The sequence below is a fragment of the Arthrobacter sorbitolis genome, assembly GCF_054510995.1.
Map to the genome: position 1 here is coordinate 921332 of NZ_JBTNDM010000001.1, position 18857 is coordinate 940188.

Annotated in this window: 12 protein-coding genes; 5 read left to right on the forward strand and 7 right to left on the reverse strand. The window is 71.7% G+C overall.

The genetic code is table 11. The features are described from left to right. Positions 1–60: 60 nt before the first annotated feature. Positions 61–1413, reverse strand: a complete 1353-nt coding sequence (gene dinB, locus ACX80K_RS04345) for a DNA polymerase IV (protein WP_459270688.1) — start codon at positions 1411–1413, stop codon at positions 61–63. Between the two features lie 164 nt (positions 1414–1577). Here dinB and ACX80K_RS04350 point away from each other — a divergent pair, with 164 nt between their 5' ends. Further along, complete coding sequence (locus tag ACX80K_RS04350; protein ID WP_459270612.1) at positions 1578–2702, forward strand: polyprenyl synthetase family protein; 1125 nt, start codon at positions 1578–1580, stop codon at positions 2700–2702. 90 nt (positions 2703–2792) lie between these two features. Here the strand turns inward: ACX80K_RS04350 and ACX80K_RS04355 are convergent, their stop codons facing one another. Continuing rightward, entirely contained in the window at positions 2793–3146 is a 354-nt protein-coding gene (locus ACX80K_RS04355; RefSeq protein ID WP_459270613.1) for an Rv2175c family DNA-binding protein, read from the reverse strand. 315 nt (positions 3147–3461) lie between these two features. Here ACX80K_RS04355 and ACX80K_RS04360 point away from each other — a divergent pair, with 315 nt between their 5' ends. Continuing rightward, a complete protein-coding gene (locus tag ACX80K_RS04360) occupies positions 3462–5027 on the forward strand; it encodes a LysM peptidoglycan-binding domain-containing protein (RefSeq protein WP_459270614.1) in 1566 nt (521 codons plus the stop codon). A gap of 88 nt (positions 5028–5115) precedes the next feature. Continuing rightward, positions 5116–7389, forward strand: coding sequence for a protein kinase domain-containing protein (locus tag ACX80K_RS04365; RefSeq protein ID WP_459270615.1), 2274 nt, complete (start codon positions 5116–5118; stop codon positions 7387–7389). Positions 7390–7481: 92 nt separating this feature from the next. Here ACX80K_RS04365 and ACX80K_RS04370 read toward each other — a convergent pair whose 3' ends face one another. Together ACX80K_RS04370 and ACX80K_RS04375 are read right to left on the reverse strand one after the other, a co-directional pair. Continuing rightward, positions 7482–8864: a class II 3-deoxy-7-phosphoheptulonate synthase gene (locus ACX80K_RS04370; RefSeq protein ID WP_459270616.1), complete on the reverse strand. Its 1383-nt coding sequence runs from the start codon at positions 8862–8864 to the stop codon at positions 7482–7484. A 95-nt stretch (positions 8865–8959) separates the two neighbouring features. After that, on the reverse strand, positions 8960–9835 hold the full coding sequence (locus tag ACX80K_RS04375) for a lysophospholipid acyltransferase family protein (RefSeq protein ID WP_459270617.1): 876 nt from the start codon (positions 9833–9835) through the stop codon (positions 8960–8962). Positions 9836–10198: 363 nt separating this feature from the next. Between ACX80K_RS04375 and ACX80K_RS04380 the strand changes: the two genes are divergently transcribed. After that, on the forward strand, positions 10199–10744 hold the full coding sequence (locus ACX80K_RS04380; protein ID WP_459270618.1) for a hypothetical protein: 546 nt from the start codon (positions 10199–10201) through the stop codon (positions 10742–10744). A 29-nt stretch (positions 10745–10773) separates the two neighbouring features. Here the strand turns inward: ACX80K_RS04380 and ACX80K_RS04385 are convergent, their stop codons facing one another. Next, positions 10774–11859 carry an ROK family glucokinase gene (locus ACX80K_RS04385; RefSeq protein ID WP_459270619.1) on the reverse strand — a complete coding sequence of 362 codons (1086 nt, stop codon included), beginning with the start codon at positions 11857–11859 and terminating at the stop codon, positions 10774–10776. A gap of 136 nt (positions 11860–11995) precedes the next feature. Between ACX80K_RS04385 and ACX80K_RS04390 the strand changes: the two genes are divergently transcribed. Further along, positions 11996–13804 (forward strand): AMP-dependent synthetase/ligase, encoded by a 1809-nt coding sequence (locus ACX80K_RS04390; protein WP_459270620.1) that lies wholly within the window; start codon positions 11996–11998, stop codon positions 13802–13804. Between the two features lie 39 nt (positions 13805–13843). On the opposite strand, the gene ACX80K_RS04395 is transcribed toward ACX80K_RS04390, so the two are convergent. Both ACX80K_RS04395 and ACX80K_RS04400 read right to left on the reverse strand, forming a co-directional pair. Continuing rightward, the gene (locus ACX80K_RS04395; protein ID WP_459270621.1) at positions 13844–15247 is read right to left on the reverse strand and encodes a mycothione reductase; all 1404 of its coding nucleotides are present in this window, start codon (positions 15245–15247) and stop codon (positions 13844–13846) included. A gap of 54 nt (positions 15248–15301) precedes the next feature. After that, entirely contained in the window at positions 15302–18715 is a 3414-nt protein-coding gene (locus tag ACX80K_RS04400; RefSeq protein WP_459270622.1) for a pyruvate carboxylase, read from the reverse strand. Between the last annotated feature and the right edge of the window lie 142 nt (positions 18716–18857).

Below are 18857 nucleotides of genomic sequence, written 5' to 3' on the forward strand. Positions count from 1 at the left end.
GCGTGCAAAGTCACAATGCGGAGTTGATCGGGCTGTTCGCCGGATGCTACCCGGCCCGGATCACCGACCGGACCGGTCGTGCGGGAAGGGCGCGCCGCGGCCCCCCGGCGTCCCGGGACGCCCCGGTGGACCTCCGCGGTCGCCGGTGTCAGGGCCCCTCCCCGGCGGTTCTCCCCCGCCGGTCCCCTGCCGGTCGGGGCGGGCCCCGGCCTTCGGGCGGAGCAGGCCCGCGGGCACCACACCCGCGTCGCCGAACTTCCGGTTCACGTCGTCGAGCGCCCGCTCGGCGATCCGCCAGTTGTCGTCCCTGCGGTCGATGGTCAGCTGCGTCGAACCGTCCCCGCCCGTCTCGAGGGACTCGGCCCGGAGCCCGATGAGCCGGACGGCCATGGGGCGATCACCGAGCGCCGACAGGAGCGCCGTCGCGGCCTGGTACAGGGCGTTCGCGCTGTCGACGGGCTCGTCGAGCTTCTTCGACCGGGTCAGCGTGGAGAAGTCCGCGTAGCGGAGCTTCAGGGCCACTCCCCCGGCGCGGTGGCCCGAGGCGCGCAGCCGGGTCGCCGTGCGGTGGGCCAGCCTCAGCAGTTCCCGGCGGAGGACCTCGGAGTCGTCGATGTCCCGGGAGAAGGTCTCCTCCGCACCGATGCTCTTCTCCGCCCGGGAGACGACCACGCGCCGGGGATCCCGGCCCCAGGCCAGGTGATGGACGTGCTCGCCCGATGTCCCGAGCAGCTTCCTGAGTGTGGCGACCGGCGTGTGCGCGACATCCTCGACGGTCTGGATACCGACCCGGGCCAGGACCTCCTGCGTCTTGGCGCCGACACCCCACAGGGCCGACACCGGCAGGGTGTGGAGATAGGCGACGGTCTGCTCGCCGGGGATGAGCAGGAGTCCGTCGGGCTTCGCCCTGGTGGACGCGATCTTCGCGACGAACTTCGTGGTCGCTGCGCCCACGCTCGCGGTGATGCCGAGGGTCGCATGGATCTCGGCGCGTACCTGCTCGCCGATGTCGCGCGGGCCACCGAGCCGGCGCATGGACCCGGCGACGTCGAGGAAGGCTTCGTCCACGCTCAACTGCTCCACATCGGGCGTGACCGAGCGGAAGATCCTCATCACCTCCCGCGACACCTCCGCGTACCGCCGCTGGTGGGGAGGCAGGATCACGGCCGTGGGACACCGGCGCATGGCGACCGACATCGGCATCGCCGACCGCACACCGAAGCGGCGCGCCTCGTAGGAGGCGGACAGGACCACCGACCGCCCCGACGGGGACCCGACGACGACGGGGACGCCGCGCAGGTGGGGATGGTCCAGCAGTTCGACGGAGACGAAGAAGGCGTCCATGTCGATGTGGAGGATATGGCACTCCGCATGCTCGACCGTCTTCGACCCCTCGTCCCACGACACGCACATATCGTACGCAGTGCCACCGACGTCGGGGGGCCCGTCCCCCGGGCACCGGACGGCGTCGGGCCGTCGTCCGGCGTCGGACGGCGCCGGGCCGTCGTCCGGCGGGCGCGCCCCGGCCGCCGGATAGAGTGGGAGCCTCACGTCCAGTCGACCCGCCCGGGAGATCCATGCTGTCCGCACCCGCCACCCCCGATCAGGACGGCTCCGTTCCCGGGGCGATCTCCGGGGAGCAGGACCGGTTCCGGTCCGCGCTCACCCGCAGCATCGAGGCCTTCCTCGCGGAGCAGCGCGACGTCCTGGCGGACATCTCGGCCGAGTCCCTGCCCCTCATCTCGAGCATCGCCACGCTGACGAGCGGCGGCAAGAGGATGCGCGCCCTCCTGTGCTACTGGGGCTGGCGGGCGGCGGGCGGATCGGCGGCGGCGACGGCGCCCGTCACCGCGGGGACGGCGCTCGAGTTCTTCCAGGCCGCGGCACTCATCCACGACGACATCATCGACCGTTCGGACACCCGCCGCGGACGCCCGAGCGTCCACCGGCAGTTCACGGCCCGGCACGCGGATGCGGGCTGGCATCTGGACCCCGAACGCTTCGGGATCGCCGCAGCCATCCTCGCGGGGGACCTCTGCCTCGCCTTCAGCGAGGAGCTCTTCACGGCGGCGTGCTCCGGCGCCACGGGTACCGCGGCCCGCACCATCTTCAACCGCATGCGCACGGAGGTCATGGCGGGCCAGTACCTGGACCTGCTGGAGGAAGCCGTCGGGCCCGACCAGACGCCCGAGGTCGCCGCGGAACGTGCGCTCAACATCCTCCGCTTCAAGTCCGCGAAGTACTCGATGGAACGGCCCCTCATGCTCGGCGGCGCACTGGCCGGCGCAGACGACCGGCTGCTGTCCGCGTACTCCGCCTTCGCGCTTCCGCTGGGAGAGGCGTTCCAGCTCCGCGACGACGTGCTGGGTGTCTTCGGAGACCCGGAGGTCACCGGCAAACCGGCCGGCGACGACCTCCGCGAGGGCAAGCGCACCTTCCTCATCGCCCGGGCCCTCGGCTCGGGCCGCGACGGCGTCCGCGCCAAGATCAACGCCATGCTCGGCGACACGTCCCTGGACGACGACGCCGTCGGCATGCTGCGGGGGATGATCATCGACACCGGGGCCCTGGCGCACACCGAGCAGCTCATCGCCGGGAAGTCGGAGGCCGCCTTCGCCGCACTGGACCGCCTCGAGGTCGACGACGTATCCCGGCGTGCGCTGCGCCTGCTCGCCGAGGCCGCCGTCACGCGGACCGCCTGACGCCCCGAGCGGCCGGTCCGGACCCTGCCCGGCGAGCGTCGCCCGGATCCGGTCGCTCCGGACCCTGCCAGGCGCTCCGGTCCTGCTTGCCTACCAGGCGGCTGCCTGGGCGCGACGGCGGATCTCCGTCTTCCGTCCCTCCCGCAAGGCATCGATCGGGCGCCCCGGCAGGGATTCGTCCTCGGTGTAGAGCCAGCGGATGATGTCCTCGTCGCCGTACCCGGAGTCCGCGAGGACGACCACCGTGCCCCGCAGGCTGTCGAGGACGGCGCCCTCGACCAGGAAGTCGGCGGGGACGCTGCGGATGTTGCGCTCACCCACACGGACGCTGACGAGCGACCTGTCGCTGATGAGCGAGTGCACGCGGGTGATCGGCAGATCGAGCGCCGCGGCGACGTCAGGGAGGTTCAGCCAGGCAGGGACGAGATGTTCGAGTTCAGTCACCGTCCAAGCGTGCCATGCTCCCGCAGCCAACTCCACCCGGACGCCCCGCAGGGGGCCTGAGGGACCGGGCGGCTCCTCGCGACGGTCGCGACACGGTTCCCGCCGGGATCCGACACGCCGGGGCGGCGCTTCACGCCCCTTCGGTCGCTCTTGTGCTACAGCCTTTTTCGTGTAAATTCACAGGAGTCACACAAGTCACAGTATCAACACGTGACTCAACAGCATCATCAGTACGTGTACGTACCCAGCCGGGAAGCACCACCTCGGGTACGTGCGTCCGCGCGGACTCAGCCGCCAACAGACGAGGAACGAAACATGACTGCCCAGCGATCGAACGCACCGCTGAACGGCACCCGCAGGAAGGCTGCCGGCGCGAGTCGGCGCGGCCTGAATGCTGCCGTGACCACCGCCGCACTGCCCGCGGTGCTTCTCTCTTCCGTCGCCTTCGCCCCCCAGGCGGCGGCGGCACCGACCCAGCAGGCGCCGGCCGTGCGACACCTCACGGGTCCGTCCACGCACCTCCCCGCACGGGCAGTCATCCCCGCCGCCCAGGTGGCCGGCTCCATCCCGGCGCAGAAGGTCACGGTCCCCACGGTGACCGCGCCGAGCGACTACACGATCAGGCCGGGCGACACCGTCGGTGCGATCGCCAAGCGTTTCGGCCTGTCGACGGACGCCGTCCTGAAGCTGAACAGGATGGACGCGCGCACCGTCATCTACCCCGGCCAGAAGATCAGGCTCACCGGCGCCGTACCGGCCGCCAAGCCCGCTCCCGCGCCCGCCGCGCAGCCGGCCGGCGCCACCTACGTGGTCAAGCCGGGCGATACGCTGGGCGCCATCGCCTCCCGTCACGGCGTGAGCCTGCAGGCCCTCCTGACGGCGAACAAACTGTTGATGACCTCGGTCATCCACCCCGGGCAGAAGATCAGCCTGGGCGGCGGCGGAACGCCCGCCCCGGGGAAGCCCGCCCCTGCGCCCTCCCCCGCTCCCGCCCCTGCCGGCGCCACCTACACGGTGAAGCCGGGCGACACGCTCGGCGCCATCGCCTCCCGCAACGGCATCGGACTGGACGCCCTGCTGAAGGCGAACAACCTGGGCATGACGTCGGTCATCCACCCCGGGCAGACGCTGAAGCTCGCAGGGAGCGTGACGACGCAGGCGACCCCGCCGAAGGCACCTGCTCCGGCTCCCGCGCCGGCTGCCAGCTCGTACACGGTCAAGTCCGGCGACACGCTCGGCGCCATCGCGTCCCGCAACGGCGTCGCGCTGTCCGGCCTCCTGGCCGCGAACAGGATGACGATGACCTCCGTGATCCACCCCGGCCAGAAGCTCACGCTCCCCGGGGCAGGGACCACGCCGGCTCCCACGCCCGCTCCTGCTCCTGCTCCCGGCAACCTCGTACCCTCGACGTTCCTGGGCTACCAGTACCCGGACAAGGTGGTCGCCGACGCCAACGCCAACAAGGCGCTGCTCAACTCGATGCCCGCGCCGTCGCAGGCCGAGATGAAGCAGATCGTCGCCGACACCGCACGTTCCATGGGTGTCGACCCCAGCCTCGCGCTCGCCTTCGCGCACCAGGAGTCGGGCTTCAACCAGCGCGCGGTCTCCCCCGCGAACGCGATCGGGACCATGCAGGTGATCCCGTCCTCCGGGCAGTGGGCGAGCGACCTCGTGGGCCGCAAGCTGAACCTGCTGGACCCCTACGACAACGCGACCGCCGGCGTCGCGATCATCCGGTCGCTCGTGCGCACGAGCTCCTCGCTCGACATCGCCATCGCCTCCTACTACCAGGGCCAGTACTCGGTCCAGACGCGGGGCATGTACGAGGACACCAAGCAGTACGTCGCGTCCATCAAGGCCCACCAGAAGAACTTCAAGTAGGGCTCGTCCGGCCGGCGCCGGACCGACCGAGGGGGCAGGACCGCGTGGTGGTCCTGCCCCTGCCGGCGTACCCGATTATCATCGGAGGGTGCACCAGCAACGGAAGGATCCGCTCGAGGGCGCGACCGTCGACGGACGGTACGTCGTCCAGTCGCGGCTGGCCCGCGGCGGGATGTCGACCGTCTACCTGGCCACGGACCGGCGGCTCGACCGCCGCGTGGCCCTCAAGGTCCTGTACCCGCACCTCGCCGACGAGCCCGGATTCGTCGACCGCTTCGAGCAGGAGGCGAAGTCCGCCGCACGCCTGTCGCATCCGCACGTCGTCGGGGTCCTCGACCAGGGCGTCGACGAGGTCGACGGGCAGCCGGTCGCCTACCTGGTGATGGAGTTCGTCGCCGGGCGGACCCTGCGGGAGGTGCTGCGCGAGCACGGGCGGCTCACGCCACGCCATGCGCTGACGCTCGTGGACGCGGTGGTGGAAGGACTCGCCGCGGCGCACGAGGCGGGACTCATCCACCGCGACGTGAAGCCCGAGAACGTCCTGCTCTCCGACGCCGGCACCGTGAAGATCGCCGACTTCGGCCTCGCCCGCGCCGTCTCGGCGAGCACCGGGACGGCGACGCTCGTCGGCACCGTCGCCTACCTGTCCCCCGAACTGGTCCTCGGCCGCCCGGCGGAAGCCCAGAGCGACATCTACTCGACGGGCGTCATGCTCTTCGAGCTCCTGACGGGCCGCCAGCCCTTCACCGGGGAGACCCCCGTCCAGGTCGCCGTACAGCACGCGCAGTCGGAGGTCCCCGCGCCCTCCACCCTCCTGCCCGGCCTGGCCACCGACATCGACGAGCTCGTGCAGTGGTGCACGTCGCGCGACCCCGAGGATCGGCCCGTGGACGGGTCCGCGCTCCTCGGCGAACTCCGGCACATCAGGGCCACCCTCACCGACGGGGAACTGGACTTCGCGCCGGACGGTGCGTCCGCGCCGCTGTCCGGGCAGGACACGCTGACCGCCGCCGTCGTCCCCCGTCTCCGGACCGACGACGCACGCACCGAGGCCCTGCCCCGCAGTGCACCCGGGCGGGATGCGCACGGGCGCACCGAGGTGCTGCCCCGCGCCGCGCTGGAGCACGACACGACCCGGGTCGTCGGCCGGGACCGGAACGTCACGAGGGTCATCGGCGCCATGCCGCAGCAGCCGCCATGGGCCGCGCCCCCGCTCCCCGACACCGCCTCGCCGACCGGGACCGCACCGCGCGCGGACCCGCATGATGCCCGGCATCACGACGTCGGAGCTGGCGACCCCGAGGGGGACGTACCCGACCGCGACGACCTCCGCGGCCGACAGCCGCTCGCGGGACGCGGGCTTCCGCCCCGCCGTCCGGCGGGCAGCAGCGTCCGCCTGCCCTCGAAGAGGCAGCAGGCACGGCAGGCACAGCGGCCGCAGAAGAGTCTCCAGGGCCGGGCCGCCCGCCGCTCGGTGCGTCTCCTGGCGGTCCTGCTGGTCCTCCTGGCGGGTCTCGTGGCCGGTGCGGGCTGGCTCTTCGGAGCAGGCCCCGCGGGCATGGTGTCGCTCCCCGACGTCGCCAACGCCCCCCTCGCGGAAGCACGCGCCGCCCTCGAACGCGAGGGGCTCGCGTCCCTGTCCACGGAGGAGGTGTTCGACGAGCAGGTCCTCGCAGGGCTCGTCATCGCCACCGACCCCGCCGCCGCGTCCCCGATCCGCCGCTTCGAACGCGTCGAGCTCATCGTGTCCAAGGGGCCCGAGTTGTTCGCCGTGCCCGACGTCGTCGGGAGGACGCAGGCCGAGGCCACCGAGGACCTGGTCGCCGCCGGACTCGCCGTCGGAGGAGTCGCCGAGGAGTACAGCGAGTCGGCCGCCGCGGGTGAGGTGCTGCGCCAGTCCCCCGCGACGGGGACGGAACGCCGGCGGGATTCCGCGGTGGACCTCGTCGTGTCCCGCGGGCCGGCTCCGATCACGGTCCCGGACGTCAGGGGCCTCCCGGCGGAGGAGGCCGTCGTCGCGCTCGAACAGGCGGGCCTCGGGGCGGCGGTCGCCGACGCCCGGGAGTACAGCCGGAGCGTGCCCGCGGGCGCCGTCGCGAGCCAGGATCCGTCCGGCACCTCGGGCGCCGGCGTACGGCGGGGAACGACCGTGACGCTGACGCTGTCCCAGGGGCCGCGCCTCGTGAAGGTTCCCAGCGTGTTCTCGCTGCCGGAGGAACGCGCGGTCGCAGCGCTGGAAGCGGAGGGCTTCGCGGTGGAGGTGGACTACACCTTCGGCAGCGCCGTCCTCGGACTCGTGGCCGGGCAGAGTTCCATCGGCGAGGAGCCCGAAGGAACGACCATCCGGATCACGGTCACCTGACCGTCCGGCAGCAGCACGGCAGCGTGCCGGCTCCGCCGGCCCGCCGAACCGGGAGGGCGGCCCCGGGTGACCGCCCTCCCTGCGCGGGACCGTCAGCTCTTCGAGAGCGCTCCGGCGACGAGGAAGGCCATCTCAAGGGACTGCATGTGGTTCAGGCGGGGATCGCACACCGACTCGTAGCGTTCCAGGAAGGCGTCCTGGTCGACCGGGTCGGCGCCGCCAAGGCACTCGGCGACGTCGTCACCCGTCATCTCGACGTGCAGCCCGCCGGGGAAGGTGCCCAGGGCGTTGTGGACCTCGAAGAACCCGCGCACCTCGTCGATGACGTCGTCGAAGTTGCGTGTCTTGTACCCGTTCGGGGACGTCACCGTGTTGCCGTGCATGGGATCGGTGACCCAGAGGACCTGCGCCCCCGACGCCGTGACGCGCTCCACCAGTGCCGGCAGCTTCTCGCGGATGTTCTGTGCGCCCATCCGGGTGATGAACGTGAGCCGGCCCGGCTCGCGGTCGGGATCGAGCTTGTCGATGAGAGCCAGGGCGTCGTCGGCGGAGGTCGAGGGACCGAGCTTCACACCGATCGGGTTCCGCACCCGGGACAGGAAGTCCACGTGCGCGCCGTCGATGTCGCGGGTCCGCTCACCGATCCACAGGAAGTGCGCCGAGGTGTCGTAGGGCAGGGACGTCCGCGAATCGATGCGCGTCAGCGCGCGCTCGTAGTCGAGAAGCAGTGCCTCGTGGCTGGCGAAGAACTCGACGCGCTTCAGCGCCTCGAAGTCGGCGCCGCAGGCGTCCATGAAGCGGACGGCCCGGTCGATCTCGCGGGCCAGCGACTCGTACCGCGAGTGCGCGGGGTTGGCCATGAAGCCCTTGTTCCAGTGGTGCACCAGGCGCAGATCCGCGAAGCCGCCCTGGGTGAACGCCCGGATGAGGTTCAGCGTCGACGCGGACGTGTGGTACGCCTTCACCATGCGGGAGGCGTCGTGTCCGCGGCTCTCGGGCGTGAAGTCGTAGCCGTTGACCATGTCGCCGCGGTAGGCCGGAAGGGTGACGCCGTCGCGTGTCTCATCGTTGGAGGAGCGCGGCTTGGCGAACTGGCCGGCCATGCGTCCCATCTTGATGACGGGGAGCGACGCTCCGTACGTGAGGACGACGGCCATCTGCAGGATCGTCCGCACGCGGGCGCTGATCTTGTCGGCGGTCGCGCCGTCGAACGTCTCCGCGCAGTCGCCGCCCTGGAGGAGGAACGCCTTGCCCTGGGCCGCGGCTGCGAGCCGCTCGCGCAGCACGTCCACCTCGCCGGCGAACACCAGTGGCGGAAGGGTGGACAGTTCCCTGACCGACGCCGCATGGACCCCGGGATCCTGCCACGAGGGCTGCTGGACCGCCGTCATCGAACGCCAGGCGTCGAGGCCGGCCGTGCTGGACGAGGCGGGTTCCGCGGTGCGCGGGAGGACGGGAGCTAGTGAATCGGTCACCGGGCGATTCTACCGGCTGGCATCCCACGACCCGACTCGGCCCGTCATCGCGGACTCCCACCGTGTCATACAGTCCGGCGACCCGCGGCGGGGGATCAGCCCGCGTCGGGCTGCGGGTGCCTGTCCTCCGTGGCGCTCGTCGTCTCACCCGCGGAAGGACCCTTGTCCGCGGCCGCACGGCCGATCTCCGTGACCGTGCCCGGCGCCGGGTTGCCTGTCTCCGGAGAGATCCTGACCGCGGCCCGGCGGGTGTCGGCTCCCGGCTTCGGCGTCTTCCGCCCTGCGGCCTTCTCCGCGGCGAGCCGCTCCTTGACCGTGCTCGCGTACGCGTCCACGTACTCCTGGCCGGACAGACGCATCAGTTCGTACATGATCTCGTCGGTGACCGAGCGCTGGACGAAGCGGTCGTCCTCGAGGCCCTCGTACCGGCTGAAGTCCAGCGGTTCGCCGATGATGATGCCGACGCGGCGGATGTTGGGGATGCGCCGGCCGATGGGCTGGACCTTGTCCGTCCCGATCATCGCCACGGGGATCACGGGCACGCCCGTGGCGAGGACCAGCTTCGCGACGCCCGTCTTGCCGCGGTACAGCCGCCCGTCGGGGCTGCGCGTCCCCTCGGGATAGATCCCGAGGACGCCACCCTCGTTGAGGATGTCCATGCCCGCGGTGAGGGAGGACGACGACGCCGCGCCCCCCGAGCGGTCCATGGGCAGCTGGTTCGAGAGCCGGAAGAAGAGGGCCGTCAGCCTGCCCTTGACGCCCTTCCCCGTGAAGTACTCCGATTTGGCGAGGAAGACGACGGTCCGGGGAACGACGATCGGCAGGAAGATCGAGTCGGAGAAGGACAGGTGGTTGCTGACGATCACCGCCGGTCCCGACGTCGGGACGTTGTCGAGTCCCTTGACCCACGGCCTGAACAGGAGGTTGAGGATCGGACCGACGACGATCCGCTTCATCACCCAATAGAACACGCTGCCAGCCTCCCTGCATGGACGGCGCGGCATTCGGCATGCCGCCCGCTTTTTCATGTGGAAGCCTACTCTAAGGGTGTCGGCGCCACGGACCGCCGGTCGGGCGGGCGTGGAGGGGCGGCGTGCCGTCCCGGCCGGGGGCGGCATCCGCCTCCCGGGCCCGGACCCGCCGGGAGTCCGGGGGCACCCGGGAGGCACCGAGGGGGCACCGGAAGGGATCCGGGGGCCATCGACACGCTGTCAACCGGTTGACGTGGCGGCGCCCGGTGTCCACGATTGAACGAGCACGCCCTCCGACTCCCCGGAAGCCGGGCGGAGATCCTCCGGACCCGGGCCGCAGCACGCGACAGCAGGTACCAACGTATGGGCCCCCGAGGTCAGGAACCGAACGAATCCACCGATGACGCCGTCTGGCAGGACCTCGTCGCGCGCCTGGAGGGGACCTCCGCGGGTCCGTCGTCCGATCTCACCGGGCACGCTCCCGAGGTCCCGCCCGCGGAGACCCCCGGGTTCCCGCCCGACGGCCGGGCCCGGCCGGATGCTCCCGACACGCGGAGCACCGGCGGCGAGGGTCCGACGGACCGTGAGCGCGCCGACGCGATCTTCCGTGACCAGCCGTTCCGCACCACCGGGCCCCGCGATTATGCCGCTCCGGAGGAGGCCGAGGAGGACGGGGGCTTCGTCCCGGAGGAACCCCCACCGCTCGGCTCCGGCGACCCCCTGACGGTCCTCGCCTGGATCGGTGCCGCGGGCGGACCGATCACGCTGCTCCTGTTCGCGATGTTCTGGCGGGACGCGCCCCTGGCCGCCACGCTCGGTGTCCTCGCCCTGTTCCTCGCGGGCGCCGGCTACCTCGTCACCAAGCTGCCCAAGCACCGCGACATCGGGGACGACGGCGCCGAGGTCTAGGGCCCGCGGTGCGGGCGCGGCCCGCCTCCTCAGGTGCCGCTGCGCGAGAGCAGGCGCGACAGGTCGGCCGCCCCGATCAGTCCCGCCTCGGGCCCCAGGGCCGCGCGTTCGATGCGCGCCGCGGGCCGGAAGCCGCGGCCGGTCAGGTTGCGGGCGAAGGCACGCCGTGCCGGCTCGAGCAGGAGCTCGTCCGCCGCGCTGAGCCCCCCGCCGATCACGAAGGTCCCGGGGTCGAGCGCCGCCGCCAGGTTGGCGAGGCCCAGCCCGAGCCACTGTCCGACGTCGTCGACCAGCTCCCGGGACGCAGGATCGCCCTCCATGGCCAGGCGCGTCACGAGCGCACCGGTGATCCCGGTGCCGTCCCCGGGCACGGCGTCGAGGATCGCCTTCGCCACCGGGGAGTTCGCGGCGGCGAGCTCGCGGGCCTCCCTCCCCAGCGCGTTCCCCGAGGCGTACTGCTCCCAGCAGCCGCGGTTGCCGCACTCGCACCGATGCCCCTGGGGGACGATGATCTGGTGCCCGAACTCGCCCGCGACGCCGTGCCGCCCGCGCTCCACCCGTCCGCCCATGATCATGGCTCCGCCGATCCCCGTGCCGAGGGTGACGCAGACCAGGCGGGACTCCCCGCGCCCCGCGCCGAAACGCCACTCGGCCCACGCCGCGGCGTCGGCGTCGTTGACCACGGTCACGCGTCGGCGGAGCAGCTTCTCGAGGTTCCTCCGGAGCGGCTCGTTGCGCCAGGCCAGGTGCGGGCTGAAGAGCACGGTGCTGTTCGAGAGGTCCATCCATCCCGCGGCGCCGATGCCGACCGACCGGATCCGGTACTCCCGGGACAGCTCCTGGACGAGCTCGGTGATGACCGCCTCCACGGCGCGCGGATCCTGCCCGGGCGTCGCCCTGCGTGCCTCGGCGAGGATCCTCCCGCGGACGTCCACGACACCCGCGGCCACCTTCGTGCCACCGATGTCGACGCCCACCGAGAGGCCGCGCCTGGCCGGGTTGGCGAAGGCACCGCGTGCCGTCCGTGTGGCCGGCGCGGTGCCGCGGCCCGCAGGCCAGGCCTCGGCCCGCGGGCGTCGCGCACGCGGCGCGGGCGGGTCGGGAAGAATGGGCATGCGGTCGCTCCTCGGTCCTGTCGGGCGCGCCGGAGCGCCGCCGTTACCGATTCGTACATTACTGGACAGTAATTCGGTCCCCCGAACCGATAGGCTGAAACGACCTCACGGCCGAGGTGATATCGAAGGAGCTATCGTGCGCGACATCAGCGTTCCCGTCCTCGTGGACGTCCCCCGCCAGACCAATACCACCGACCTCGTGGTGCGGCAGGCGGCCAAGCCGTCGAATCCCGCACTGTTCGCCGTGAAGGGCGCAGCGGGCGAGTGGGAGGACATCTCGGCGACGGAGTTCCGGCGCCAGGTCGAGGACATCGCGAAGGGCTTGATCAGTTCCGGGGTGCAGGCCGGGGACCGCGTGGCGATCATGGCCCGGACACGCTATGAGTGGTCCCTCGCGGATTTCGCCATCTGGTTCGCCGGCGCCGTCTCCGTCCCGGTGTACGAGACCTCCTCCCCCGCCCAGGTCGCCTGGATCCTCAGCGACTCGGGCGCCGTCGGGGCGTTCGTCGAATCTGCCCGGCACGAGGACGTGGTCCGCGAGGCCGTGGCGCTCGAGGGCATCACCGGCCTGCACCACGTCTGGCAGTTCGACGGGAACGGACTCGACACCCTCCGCACCGCCGGCGTCGGCACCGACGAGCAGACCCTCGCCGACCGCCGCGCCTATGCCGGGCTCGACGACGTCGCCACGATCATCTACACCTCCGGCACGACGGGAAAGCCGAAGGGGTGCGAACTGACGCACGGCAACTTCGTCGAGCTGTCCGAGAACGCCGCGGCGGCCCTGCCGGAGGTGGCCCGGGAGGGCGGCCAGACGATCATGTTCCTCCCGCTCGCGCACGTCTTCGCACGGTTCATCTCGGTGCTGTGCGTCGCCGCCGGTGCCACGGTGGCCCACACCCCCGACGTGAAGAACCTCCTGCCCGACCTGCAGAGCTACAAGCCGACCTTCATCCTCGCGGTGCCCCGCGTCTTCGAGAAGGTCTACAACAACTCCATGCTCAAGGCCGAGGACGGCGGGAAGGGCAAGATCTTCCATGCCGGCGCGGACGTCGCCATCGCCTGGTCGAAGGCCGAGCAGGCGGGGCGGATCCCGCTGGGCCTCAAGGTCAAGCACGCCGTCTTCGACCGGCTGCTCTACGGCAAGATCCGCACCGCGATGGGCGGCCGCGTGCAGCATGCCGTCTCGGGCGGCGCCCCCCTCGGGGACCGGCTCGGCCACTTCTTCCACGGCATCGGCCTCATGGTGCTCGAGGGCTACGGCCTGACCGAGACGACGGCGCCCATCACGGTCAACACGCCCAAGCGGATCAAGATCGGCACCGTGGGCGCCCCGCTCCCGGGCAACGCGGTGAAGATCGCCGACGACGGCGAGATCCTCGCCCGCGGTGTGTGCGTCATGAAGGGCTACTTCGACCGCCCCGACCTCACCGGGGACGCCTTCGTGGACGGCTGGTTCCGTACGGGCGACATCGGCGAACTGGACGACGACGGCTTCCTGCGCATCACGGGCCGCAAGAAGGAGATCATCGTGACGGCGAGCGGGAAGAACGTCATCCCGGCACTGCTCGAGGACGTCATCCGTTCGAACGCATTGGTCTCGCAGTGCGTCGTCCTCGGCGACCAGCGTCCCTTCATCTCGGCGCTCATCACGCTCGACGAGGAGGCCCTGCCCGGGTGGCTCGACCGGCACCACCTCCCTGCCGGCACCACCATGGCGGAGGCGGCGGGACTCCCGGCGGTCCTCGCCGAGATCCAGGACCTCGTGGACAGCGCCAACACGACCGTGTCCCGCGCGGAGGCCATCAAGGTGTTCCGGGTCGTCCCCACCGACTTCACGGAGACCACCGGGCATCTGACGCCGTCCCTCAAGATCAAGCGCGCCCAGGTGCTGAAGGACTACGCGGACGTCGTCGAGTCCATCTACTCGTCCGCCAGGGTCTAGCCGTCCGACCCGGCCCCGGATGGTCCCGGGGCCGGGGACCTAGTCCGTCTTCAGGCTGAGCAGCGCGTTCTCGACCACCTCTGTCAGCGCCGGATGGATCCAGTACTGCCCGCGGGCCATGGTCTGCGCGTCGAGGCCGAAGGACATGGCCTGGACGATCGGCTGGATGATCATCGATGCCTCGTGGCCGAGGATGTGCGCGCCCAGGATGCGCCCCGTCGCCTGCTCGGCGATGAGCTTCACGAAACCCTCCGTGTCCTCCATGGCCCAGCCGTACGCCGTCGAACCGTAGTGCTGGACCGCCGTCACGATGGGCCTCCCGCTCGTGTCCGCATGGCTGAGCGCCTGCTCCTCCGTCATGCCCACCGACGCGGCCTGCGGGTGCGAGAACACCGCGGCGGGCACGAACCGGTGGTCGCTCGCGCGGAGCGCACCGGGGTGCAGCAGGTTGTGCGCGACGACCTTCGCCTCGTGGTTCGCCACGTGCTTCAGCTGGTAGTCGCTGCTCACGTCCCCCAGGGACCAGAGCCCGGTCACGGGCTCCCCGCCGCGCAGCACGCGCTGGTATCCGTCGACGACGAGACGGCCGTCGTCGTGCAGGTCCAGGCCCGCCTCCCCCGCGCCGAGGGTGTCGGTGTTCGCCGTCCGCCCGACGGCGACGAGCACGGCGTCGACGTCGAGGTCGACAGCCCCTGCCGGCCCGCTCAGGCGGGCGCTGACGCTGCCGTCGTCGTTGGCGGCGATCAGCGTGACGTCGGTGTCCAGCCGGAGGTCCCACTGGCGGGCGGCCTGCTCGGTGAACGCCTCGGAGACGGTCTCGTCGAGGTCGCGCAGCATGCTCCCGGAGCGGACGGCGACGGTCACCCGGGAACCGAAGGCCCCGAACACGTGCGCGAACTCGGCCGCGATGTAGCCGCCGCCGATGATCAGCAGCCGGCCCGGGAGGTCGTCGAGCCGCATGACGGTGTCGGAGGTGTGCACCTGGGGCAGCGTGATGCCGGGGATCTGGGGCAGGACGGCCCGCGACCCGGTGGCGATCACCAGCTGATCGGCGGTGACCTCGTCCCCCGAGGCGGTGCGGAACGACTTCTCCCCCGTGAGCCGGACGTGCTCCTCGACGAGCGTGACGTTCTCGAGCTCGTCCGCGCGGTACGCCCTTCCGCCCGCCGAGATGGCGTCGATCCGGGTGAAGATCCGGTCGCGGATGTCCCGCCAGCGCACCCCGTCCAGGGACAGGTCCACGCCGAGGCGGGATCCCTCCGCGACCGCCGATGCGAGCCCGGCCGTGTGCACGAACATCTTCGTGGGGATGCATCCCACGTTGAGGCAGGTCCCGCCGAAGGTGCCGCCCTCGACGAGGACCACCTTCCGGTCGTCCCACTCGGGCGAGATGAGGGTGTTGCCGGAGCCGGAGCCGATGATCGCGAGGTCGTAGTGGGTCACATCCCGCAGTGTAGCCGCGGTCGGTCGGCGGGCCGCCCTGGGAAGGCCTGGACCTCAGGCCGGGGTGATGGTGAGGAGGAGGTCTCCGCCCTGGGCGGGGGTGGCGTCGGTGAAGGCGATGCGGTCGATGGTGCCGGCGACGGGGGTGGTGATGTTGGCCTCCATCTTCATGGCCTCGATGGTGGCGACGGTGTCGCCGGCGGCGACGATGTCCCCCGCGGTCCGGGTGATGGTGACGGAGCCGGCGAAGGGGGCCGCGATGTGGCCTGGGGTTGCGGGGTCGGCTTTCTCGGCGGCCTTCACGTCGCTGGTGATCGCCCTGTCACGGACGGTCACGGGCCGCATCTGTCCGTTGAGGGTGCACATGACGGTGCGCATGCCATTCTCGTCGGGGTCGGACACGGCTTCGAGGGTCGCGATGAGCCGGACGCCCTTCTCGAGCTCGATGACGTGCTCGGTGCCGGGCTGCAGTCCGTAGAGGTAGTCCGCGGTGCCCAGGAGGGACACGTCGCCGTAGGTGTCACGGGTGGACTGGAAGTCCTTCGTGGGTCCGGCGAACAGCAGGGTGTTCAGCGCGGTGCGGCGCTCCGCGGGCGTCCCGGCGAGGCGCGCCTCGTCGTCGGCGGTGAGCTCGACGTCGCGGGGTTTGAGTTCGCGGCCCTTGAGGGCCTTGGTGCGGAATGGTTCGGGCCACCCGCCGGGCGGGTTGCCGAGGTCCCCGTTGAGGAACCCGATGACGGAGTCGGGGACGTCGAAGTCCTGCGGGTTCTCCTCGAACGCCGCCGGGTCGGCGTTCGCGCCGACCAGGGCCAGGGCGAGGTCGCCGACGACCTTGGAGGACGGGGTGACCTTCACGAGCCGGCCGAGGATCCGGTCCGCGGCCGTGTACATGTCCTCGATCGCCTCGAACCTCTCGCCCAGGCCCAGGGCGATGGCCTGCTGGCGGAGGTTGGAGAGCTGCCCGCCGGGGATCTCGTGCCGGTAGACGCGCCCCGTGGGGCCGGGCAGCCCGGACTCGAACGGCGCGTACATGCGCCGCACCGCCTCCCAGTACGGTTCCAGGGCGCACACGTTCGAAAGGTCCAGGCCCGTGTCCCGGGGGGTGTGGGCCAAGGCCGCGACGAGCGCGGACGCCGAGGGCTGGCTGGTGGTGCCGGCCAGGGCGGCGCTGGCGACGTCGACCGCGTCGACGCCGGCGTCGACGGCGGCGAGCAGGGTCGCGAGCTGCCCGCCGGCGGTGTCGTGGGTGTGCAGGTGCACGGGCAGCTCGAAGCGGTCGCGCAGGGCGGTCACCAGCCTGGCGGCGGCGGCCGGGCGGAGCAGGCCGGCCATGTCCTTGATCGCCAGGATGTGCGCCCCGGCGTCGACGATGCGCTGGGCGAGGTCGAGGTAGTAGTCCAGGGTGTAGAGGGTCTCGGCCGGGTCGAGCATGTCGGAGGTGTAGCACAGCGCCACCTCCGCGACGGCCGTCCCGGTCTCCCGGACCGCCCGGATCGCCGGTTCCATCTGGGAGACGTCGTTGAGGGCGTCGAAGATCCGGAAGATGTCGATGCCCGACGCCGCGGCCTCGGCGACGAACGCCGTCGTGACGGCCTCCGGGTAGGGGGTGTAGCCGACGGTGTTCCGTCCCCGCAGGAGCATCTGCAGGCAGATGTCCGGGACCTCGCGGCGCAGCGTGTCCAGGCGTTCCCACGGGTCCTCGCCCAGGAACCGCAGCGCGACGTCGTAGGTCGCACCACCCCACGCCTCGACCGACAGCAGGCCCGGTGTCAGGGCCGACACGCTCGCGCCGACCGCGGCGAGGTCGCGGGTCCGCACCCGGGTGGCGAGCAGCGACTGGTGGGCGTCACGGAACGTGGTGTCCGTGACCGCGACGGCGGTCTGCTCCCGCAGCGCCCGCGCGAAACCCTCCGGCCCCAGCTCCAGCAACCGCTGACGGCTGCCCGCGGGTGACGGCTCGTCGCCGGAGCCCTCGGGGAGGGCGGGGAGTTTCTCGCGGGGGTCCAGGTGTGCCGGGCGGGCCCCGTGGGGCTGGTTCACGGTCACGTCCGCGAGCCAGGTCAGCAGCTTGGTGCCGCGGTCGGCCGGGACGCGGGCGGTGAGCAGTTCGGGGCGTTCGTCGATGAACGACGTCGCGACGTTCCCGGCGATGAAGTCCGGGTCGTCCAGGACCGCCTGCAGGAAGGAGATGTTCGTCGAGACGCCGCGGACCCTGAACTCGGCCAGGGCGCGCCGTGCCCTTGCCACGGCCGCCGGGTAGTCCCGGCCGCGGCAGGTGAGCTTGACGAGCATGGAGTCGAAGTGCGGGCTGATCTCCGCCCCCGCGTACACCGTCCCGCCGTCGAGGCGGACACCCGCCCCGCCCGCAGACCGGTAGGCCGAGATCCGGCCCACGTCGGGCCGGAAGCCGTTCGCGGGGTCCTCCGTGGTGATCCGCGACTGCAGGGCCGCCCCGCGCACGTACACGGTGTCCTGGGACAGGCCCAGGTCCGCGAGGGTCTCTCCCGCGGCGATGCGCAGCTGCGCCTGGACGAGGTCGACGTCGGTGACCTCCTCGGTGACCGTGTGCTCGACCTGGATGCGCGGGTTCATCTCGATGAACACGTGCTGGCCGGCGCGTTCCCCGACCGTGTCCACGAGGAACTCCACCGTGCCTGCGTTCACGTACCCGAGGGCCGTCGCGAACTTCACCGCGTCGCGGTGCAGGGCCTGCCGGATCCCCTCGTCGAGGTTCGGCGCCGGCGCGATCTCGATGACCTTCTGATGCCGGCGCTGCAGCGAACAATCCCGCTCGAACAGGTGCATCACGTTCCCGTCCGCGTCCGCGAGGATCTGCACCTCGATGTGCCGCGGCCGCAGCACCGCCTGCTCCAGGAACATGGTCGGATCGCCGAACGCGGACTCCGCCTCGCGCATCGCCGCCTCCAGCGCCTCCGGCAGCGCCTCCCGCGTGTCCACGCGCCGCATACCACGCCCGCCGCCCCCGGCCACGGCCTTCGCGAACACCGGGAACCCGATCTCGTCCGCCGCGGCGATGAGCTCCGCCACGTCCGCGCTCGGACGGGATGAGGCGAGGACCGGGATGCCCGCCGCACGCGCCGCGTCCAGGGCCTTGACCTTGTTCCCCGCGAGTTCCAGGACGTCCGCGGGCGGGCCCACGAACGTGATCCCGGCCTCCGCCGCGGCCCTCGCCAGGCCCGGGTTCTCCGACAGGAACCCGTACCCCGGGTAGATCGCGTCGCAGCCCGCCTCGCGGGCCACCCGGATGATCTCCTCGATGTCCAGGTACGCCCGGACGGGGTGGCCCTCCTCCCCGATCAGGTACGCCTCGTCCGCCTTCTGCCGGTGGATCGAGTTACGGTCCTCCTGCGGGAACACCGCGACCGTCTTCGCGCCCACCTCGTACCCGGCACGGAAAGCCCGGATCGCGATCTCTCCACGATTGGCTACCAGAATCTTCGAGAACATCGCACTCCTGCATCCTTGCCGGTCGGGTCCTTGTCGCTGGACTGATCCTACCCGGCAGTCGAATCTCGTCCATGGCACGCCGGGATCGGATGGCAGGGGACGCCGCGGCCTCCGGGACGTCCCGCCGTCGCGGGTCGGTGGC